At 67.7% G+C, this 7004-nt stretch carries 7 protein-coding genes and 2 pseudogenes; 6 read left to right on the top strand and 3 right to left on the bottom strand.

The window, feature by feature from the left end:
* The coding region (locus Q0066_RS13160; RefSeq protein WP_298133602.1) for an ATP-binding cassette domain-containing protein at window positions 1-335 on the bottom strand (335 nt) is incomplete at its 3' end.
* Window positions 332-1795 carry an HlyD family efflux transporter periplasmic adaptor subunit gene (locus Q0066_RS13155; RefSeq protein WP_298133600.1) on the bottom strand — a complete coding sequence of 488 codons (1464 nt, stop codon included), beginning with the start codon at window positions 1793-1795 and terminating at the stop codon, window positions 332-334. The genes Q0066_RS13160 and Q0066_RS13155, both read right to left, overlap by 4 nt.
* 201 nt (window positions 1796-1996) lie before the next feature.
* Between Q0066_RS13155 and Q0066_RS17585 the strand changes: the two are divergent.
* The 5 genes and pseudogenes from Q0066_RS17585 to Q0066_RS13135 form a co-directional block, all read left to right on the top strand.
* Window positions 1997-2326: pseudogene (locus Q0066_RS17585) on the top strand (response regulator); the annotation flags it as partial.
* A gap of 245 nt (window positions 2327-2571) precedes the next feature.
* Window positions 2572-2748, top strand: a complete 177-nt coding sequence (locus Q0066_RS17580) for a helix-turn-helix domain-containing protein (RefSeq protein WP_366521526.1) — start codon at window positions 2572-2574, stop codon at window positions 2746-2748.
* Window positions 2745-3581, top strand: coding sequence for a HAMP domain-containing protein (locus Q0066_RS13145; protein ID WP_298133598.1), 837 nt, complete (start codon window positions 2745-2747; stop codon window positions 3579-3581). The genes Q0066_RS17580 and Q0066_RS13145 overlap by 4 nt, the downstream gene beginning before the upstream one ends.
* Complete coding sequence (locus Q0066_RS13140; protein ID WP_366521525.1) at window positions 3578-4195, top strand: HAMP domain-containing sensor histidine kinase; 618 nt, start codon at window positions 3578-3580, stop codon at window positions 4193-4195. Before Q0066_RS13145 ends, Q0066_RS13140 begins: the two co-directional genes overlap by 4 nt.
* Complete coding sequence (locus Q0066_RS13135; protein ID WP_298133595.1) at window positions 4192-4983, top strand: thermonuclease family protein; 792 nt, start codon at window positions 4192-4194, stop codon at window positions 4981-4983. The genes Q0066_RS13140 and Q0066_RS13135 overlap by 4 nt, the downstream gene beginning before the upstream one ends.
* 760 nt (window positions 4984-5743) lie before the next feature.
* On the opposite strand, the gene Q0066_RS13130 is transcribed toward Q0066_RS13135, so the two are convergent.
* Window positions 5744-6139, bottom strand: coding sequence for a PDDEXK nuclease domain-containing protein (locus Q0066_RS13130; protein ID WP_298133593.1), 396 nt, complete (start codon window positions 6137-6139; stop codon window positions 5744-5746).
* Between the two features lie 156 nt (window positions 6140-6295).
* Here Q0066_RS13130 and Q0066_RS13125 point away from each other — a divergent pair.
* Window positions 6296-7004, top strand: a pseudogene (locus Q0066_RS13125) (hypothetical protein); the annotation flags it as partial.

The raw sequence follows: 7004 nt of genomic DNA, 5'->3' as shown, positions 1-7004 counted from the left end.
GACACGGCCGAGGTACGGGCGATCAGGTTGAAGCTCTGGAAGATGAACCCGATCTTCCGGTTGCGGATCTTCGACTGCTGATCGTCGTCGAGCAGCCGGACGTCCACCCCGTCAAGGGGGTAGGAGCCGCTGGTCTGGGTGTCCAGGCAGCCGATGATATGCATCAGCGTGGACTTTCCGGAGCCGGAGGCGCCCATGATCGCGACGTAGTCGCCGCGCTCCACCCGCAGGCTCACTCCGTCCACCGCTCGGACGATGGCTTCGTCCTCGCCGTAGGTCTTGTGGATGGCACGCAGGTCGATGACGGGCCGGCCGGACCGCTTCGACACGGTCACTGTCCCGTGCTCCCGCCGGCCGCCGGGAACGGCAGGCTCGCCGCGCCGCCGGTGCTGGGCAGCACCACGATGTCGCCTTCGGCCAGCCCGCTCAGTATCTGCGTCCCGGTGGTGCCGACCATGCCGGTCGTCACCTCGACCCGGGTCTGTACCCCGTCGGCGAGCCGGGTCACGTAGCTGGAGGCGCCGTCGACGGTGATCGCCGAGGTCGGGACGAACAGCGCGTCCTCCTCGCTGCCGGTGATGATCGACAGGCTGGAGGTCTGGCCCACCCGGACTTCGGCCGGCGGGTCGGTCAGCGACACCGTGGTGAGGTACTGGACGACGTTGTTGCTGACAGTGCTGGCGATGTTCACGGCGATCACCTCGCCGGACATGTCGATCCCCGAGGCGGGCAGGTTGACCGTCGCGGGCTGGCCGACCTGCACGGCGGTGGCGTCCGCCTCCGCGATGGCGGCGGTGACCCGCAGCCCCTCGGGATTGACCAGAACGACCAGGCCGGAGGCGCCGGTGGCACTGGCCACCACCGTGGCCGAGGACTGCCCGACCACCGCATTCACCGTCGAGACCACGCCGTCGAACGGGGCGACCAGCACCGTGTCCTCGATCGCCTGGCGTGCTTTGTCGACCTGCAACTGTGCGGACTCGACCTGGGCGTTGGCGGCGTCCACGTTGCCCGGCTTGGGGCCCTGCTGGTTCACCGCGACCGTCGCCTTCTGCTGAGCGAGGGATTTCTTCGCCGCGTCCCGGCTGCCGGTCTGGCTGGTGAGGCTCTGCCTGGCCTGCTGGAGGGCGGTGTCGCGGGTCCGCTTGGCCTGGGCCAGGGAGGCGTCCGCGGTCTTCAGGGTGGCCTTGTCGATGGCCAGTTGCGACTCCACCTGCGCGATCTGCGCCTCCAGCGCGGCGATGGCGGCCGCATCGGCGGGGTCGGTGGCGGAGAGCTGCTGCTCCAGCGCCGCGAGTTGCTCGCGACCGAGATCGACGACGCGCTGGGCGGCGTCGGCCGCATCCCGCGCGATTCCGACCAGCTCGGCCTGCTGGTCCTTGACCAGGTCGTAGTTGTCCTGGGCCGCAGCGAGGCTGCGCTCGGCGTTCTTCAGGTTCTGTTCCGCGGCGGCGATCGCCGCCGCGTCGGCCTGTCGTTCGGCGCTCGTCCGTCCCTGGGTGGTCGTCCGCAGCGAGGCTTCGGCCGAATCCAGCGCGACCAGCGCCGATTCCAGCTGGGCCCGGGCGTCGGTGTCATCGACCCGAACCAGCTTGTCGCCACGACTGACCTGCTGCCCGGTGGCGACGTACACCTTCGCGACGATGCCGCCGGCACCCCGCATCTGCAACGAAGCGGTCGCGCCGCTCTCGATATTGCCGCTCGCCGTGACGGTGGCCTCCAGGAACCCGCGCTGCACCGTGGCGGTCGGCAGGTGCGCGGTCGGATCCTCCCGGGGAGCTGCCAACGCGGCCACGCCGGCCACCGTCAACCCGAGGACGAGGACGCCCAACCCGGTGTTGATCAGAATCCACTTGCGACTGATCGTTCCGCCCCCCGTGCAATGGTGCGGCTCACGCGCATCCGGTCTGCTTGCTGCATGCTGATCAGGGTGACCGGCGCAGATGGGGAAACGGCGGGAGGTTTCTGACAGTTCGGTGAGAACCGCCGAATTCTCATGAAACTGTCATCTTCGGTGGGGATGCTGAGGTCCATGGCGGAGCACCAGGAACGAGCCCGCGTCCTCGTTGTGGACGATGAGCCCTACATCGTGGAGATGATCGCGATGAGCCTGCGCTACGTCGGCTATCAGGTGGAGACCGCGGCTTCGGGCGAGCAGGCTCTCAAGGTCGCCGGACGTACGCAGCCCGACCTCATCGTCCTCGACATCATGCTGCCGGACATTCAGGGCTTCGATCTGCTGCGCACGCTGCGCCGTGACACCGGCACCCCGGTGCTGTTCCTCACCGCCAAGGACTCCGTCGAGGATCGCGTCCGCGGACTCACGCTCGGCGCCGACGACTACGTGACCAAGCCGTTCAGCCTGGAGGAACTGGTCGCCCGGATAGGCGCGATTCTGCGCCGGACCTCCGGCGGCGCCGACCGCGCACCGGAGGAGTCGAACCTGCTGCGCTACGGCGACCTGGTGATGGATGAGGACGGCCACGAGGTGTGGCGGCAGGGGCAGGCGATCAAGCTCTCCCCACCGAGTTCGCGCTGCTGCGGTTCCTGTTGCGCAACTCCGGCCGCGTCATGTCACGCGCTCAGATCCTCGAACACGTCTGGCACTACGACTTCAACGGCGACTCCAGCGTCGTCGACTCCTACATCCGGTACCTGCGCCGCAAGGTGGATGTCTTCGACCCGCCGCTGATCGAGACCGTCCGCGGCATCGGCTACACGCTCCGCCTGCCCAAGGAACTGCGATGAGAAGGTGGTCGCTGCGCAAGCGACTCGTCACGGTGTCGGTGAGCCTGCTCGCGGTTGCATTGCTGCTGGCCGCCCTGGCCAGCGTGGCGCTGTTCAAGGTGTTCCAGATCCGCCAGATCGAAGAGCAACTGCAGACCCCGTTCGGGCAGAGCCCACCCCAGCAGCTCCAAGCGTGGCTCAACCAACTCTGCGACGGCTCACCCGGTGTCGAGGGCCCTCGGCTGCCCACCACCTTCGCGATCGGCGTGTTCGACGCGTCCGGGGCGCTGTCCTGCCAGCTGCCGGACGACGACCGGCCGGCTCCCGACTGGCTCGGCGTCGATGCCGGCGTCCTCGCAGCAGCGGCACCGGACCAGTCCGTGATCAGCCTGGACTCGGCCGCCGGCGGGTCGAGTGGCTGGCGGGCTCGCGTCCTGGTCATCGACGACGGCTACGTCGTGATCGCTCATTCACTGGCCGATCTGGACTTCGCAGCCCGCCGGCTCGCGCTGATCTGCCTCACCGTCAGTCTGCTCATTCTCACGATCGCCACAGCGGCCGGGGTGGTACTGGTCCGGTTCGGGCTGCGTCCCCTCACCGAGATCGAGCGGACCGCCGGAGAGATCGCCGCAGGCGACTACTCCCGTCGCATCGATGTCGCCACCACCGACACCGAGGTCGGCCGGCTCGCGACCTCGCTGAACGTGATGCTCGCCCAGATCCAGGCCGCGTTCGCCCAGCGCGACCGCACCGAGGATCGCCTGCGGCGCTTCGTCGCCGACGCCAGCCACGAACTGCGCACCCCCTGGCAACCATCCGCGGCCACGCCGAACTCGTCCGGTCCGGCGTCGTGACCGAGCCGGACGAGATCCAGAAAGTCGTGCAACGTATCGAATCGGAATCGATCCGGATGGCGTCCCTGGTCGAGGGTCTCCTGTTGCTCGCCAGGCTCGACACCACCCGCTCCCTCGAACAGCGACCCATCGACCTGCTCAGCCTCAGCATCGACGTTGCCGCCGATGCCCGGGTGAACGCCCCCGACCGGTCGATCACCGTCGCCAACCCGGTCGACCCGCCCTGGCAGGGTCAGCCGCCGAGCGCGCTGGGCGACGAGGCGCGGCTACGCCAGATCATCGCCAACCTCCTCACCAACGCCGTCAAGCACACCCCTGCCGACACCCCGATCGAACTCGCCGTCGGCGTCCGCGACGGCTACGTCGAACTGGCTGTCATCGACCACGGCCCCGGCCTCCAGGTCGGCAACGAGGATCGCGTCTTCGAGCGCTTCTTCCGCGAGGACCCCGGCCGCGGCCGCACCAAGGGCGGCGCCGGCCTCGGGCTCTCGATCGCCTCCAGCCTGGCCCGCAAGCACGGCGGAACCCTCACCTACCGTCCCACCGCGGGCGGCGGCAGCACCTTCGAGTTGCGGCTCTCCCCCGCCGAGCCCTATCCCGACTCCGGCAGATGAGCAGCCTCAGCCACCCGATGACTCTCACCCAACGACGAGGAGCAGCCGGGATCGCCCTGGTGCTCCTCGCAGGACTGACCGGCTGCACCGGTACGCCCCTCTCGCAGCCTCACCCCACGCCGACGGCCTCGGCACCCTCGACCACCACGCCGCGACCCTCCCCCACGACCACGCCCACCGGGTCGGTGATCGAGTCGGCAGCCTTCGTCTCGGTGGTGGACGGCGACACCATCACCACCAGCGCCGGCACGATCCGGCTGATCGGGATCGACACCCCCGAGCGCGGCGAGTGCGGCCATGACGAAGCCTCGGCAGCCATCGGACGCCTGCTCTCCTCCGGAGACCCGGTCACGCTGGAACTCCCGGCCGGGCAGAACGACCAGGACCGGCACGGACGGCTGATCCGCTTCGTCACCACCCCCGACGGGGTCGATCTCGGCCTGATGCAACTCCAGGCCGGCAACGCGATCGCCCGCTACGACTCCACCGACGGCTACCCCGCCCACCCCCGCGAGGCCGCCTACCACGCCGCCCAGATCGCCACCCCCGGACCCGACCGGAGTGTCATCACGACCGCTTGCCAGAACCCCACCCGCAGTACGTCGCCGACGTCGGGACGGTGGTGGGAGCAGTACACCTCCTGCGGCCAACTCAAACGCAACACCGTGGGTGATCCGACCGGGCCGTTCCATCGCGATGATCCCGCCGAGGCTGAGATCTACGACTGGTTCGCCCACCGCACCGGCAACAACGGCGACGGCGACAACGACGGCCTCGCCTGCGAGTAACGGCCGCCGCTGGACACCGCCTGAGACCAGAACTGAGACAAACGCCCCAGGACGAGGAAAGGTCCCTCCCGACAATCGTTCAGGGGGGCGTTTCCCCTTGTCACAGCGGAGGCGGTGAGAATTGAGCCCGCGCTCCTCAGCGGCGAGCCTTCAGGACTTCGATCGGGCAGCGGGGGCCGGTCGCCTTCGACAACCGCGCGTCGCCGGTCAGCAAGGTCACGCCCAGCGCCTCAGCCACAGCCACAGAGTCGGGCGGACTTCACAGCCTGACCGAACGGCTCCGGACAAGGATGAACAGCCAAAATCGAACAGTCCCAGCGAGCCCTCGGCGGACCACAACTGAGACTAAAACTGAGACTAGAGCCCGGAAACGCCCCTCCCGATGATCGTTCAGGAGGGGCGTTTCCCCTTGTCACAGCGGAGGCGGCGAGATTTGAACTCGCGATCGGGTTGACCCCGAAACCCGCTTAGCAGTTGGGCTACCGGGGGTCCGGGCGTGTTCGTACATGGCTGTGACTAGCCGGTTCACCTGGCCGGCGAACACCCGCGGACGGCTCTGAACGGGTGCGGTGGAGACCATTTCTTGGCCCAGCCTCGACACGACGGTGTTCGAATTCGATGGCCTGGCGCACGGTCTGACTCCGGACTCGGCACTGGCCCGGGCCACGAGCGGGCGGTGGACCGATCCCATCCCACTGACTTTGTCCAGCAGGCTGCTGGACAAGTTATCCACAGGCTGGGAACCCGGTCCCGGGGTACCTCATGTGGCGCTGTCGACTCCCCCCAACTCGATCGCCACAGCACGGGCAATCACATCCTCAGTGGGCAGCGCGGCACGAACGGAGGCGGCCAACTCGTAGCGGGACACCGCAATCGGTTGAGTGGTGCCGGCGAGGGCGTACCTGACCACTGAGTCGTTCTTGTCGGCCACGAGCAGCATCCCGACCGTTGCCTGGTGTTGCGGGCGGCGTAGCCGGTCCTCAACCAAGGCGACGTAGAAGCCCAGTTGTCCGGCGTCCCGCGGTTCGAACTTCTTAGCCTTGAGTTCGATCACGACGTACCGCAGCTGCTCGACGTGGAAGAAGAGCAGATCTATGAAGAAGTCGTCGCCGTCCACTTCGAAGTGGACCTGTCGACCCACGAACGCGAAAACCACGCCCTATTGCATCTAATGCAGGTCTGCGTGAGTTCTAGGTGTCGTTGATCGTACGGGGAGCCTTCTGGGTTCCGCTTCCTGACTGGGATCGACTTGCGCTCGCTCCAAATCTTCGCGTTAAATGCTTATTGTCTGCATTTGATAGGAGCTTTTCGGATGGGTTCACGGCCGGTGGCGCATGGTGTTGCGGGGTTGTATCTCGCGTCTGGCGTGTCGTTCCTGCGTGCTGAGGAGTCCGTGTTCGAGGCGATGGTGACGGGCTGGCGGGCGCAGCAGTTGGGCGGGCGCGGGCTGGGCGAGGACTACGTGACCGGGACGGTGCGCGCGGTGCGGCAGTTCCATGCGCACGCGGGGTCGTGGCCGTGGTTGTGGTCGGCGGGATTGTTCGATGAGTGGATGCTGGATCTGGTGTCGGTGCGGCAGTTGGCGCCGTCGACGATCCGCGGCTACCAGCTGGCGGTGCGGCAGTTCTGCGACTATCTGACGTCGGAGCACTACGGGTGGGTGGCGGAGTGCGAGCAGCGTTTCGGCACGCATCCGGTGCAGGTCTGCCACGACTGGAACACGAACCGGCACCTTCAGGACTACGACGGCCGGCCGGGGCGGCGTCCGTTGACGCGAGACGAACTGCAGGCGTTGTTCGATCGTGCCGACGAGGAGATCCAGCGCCGTTTGAAGAATGGCCGAAAGGGCGCGCTGCCGGCGTATCGGGATGCGGTGCTGCTGCGGGTGGCGTATGCGTGGGGGTTGCGGGCGAACGAGGCAGTCCACCTGGACGTGACCGACTTCTACCGCAATGCGCACGCCCCAGGTGGAAATGACACTCTGATTTGGCCCCACCGTGACGGCCTGATTTGGCCCCGGC

This window comes from Micropruina sp. (assembly GCF_027492755.1).
Taxonomy (GTDB): Bacteria; Actinomycetota; Actinomycetes; order Propionibacteriales; family Propionibacteriaceae; genus Micropruina.
Note: the sequence above shows the minus strand (reverse complement) of the source record. Positions and strands in the feature narration are given on the sequence as shown.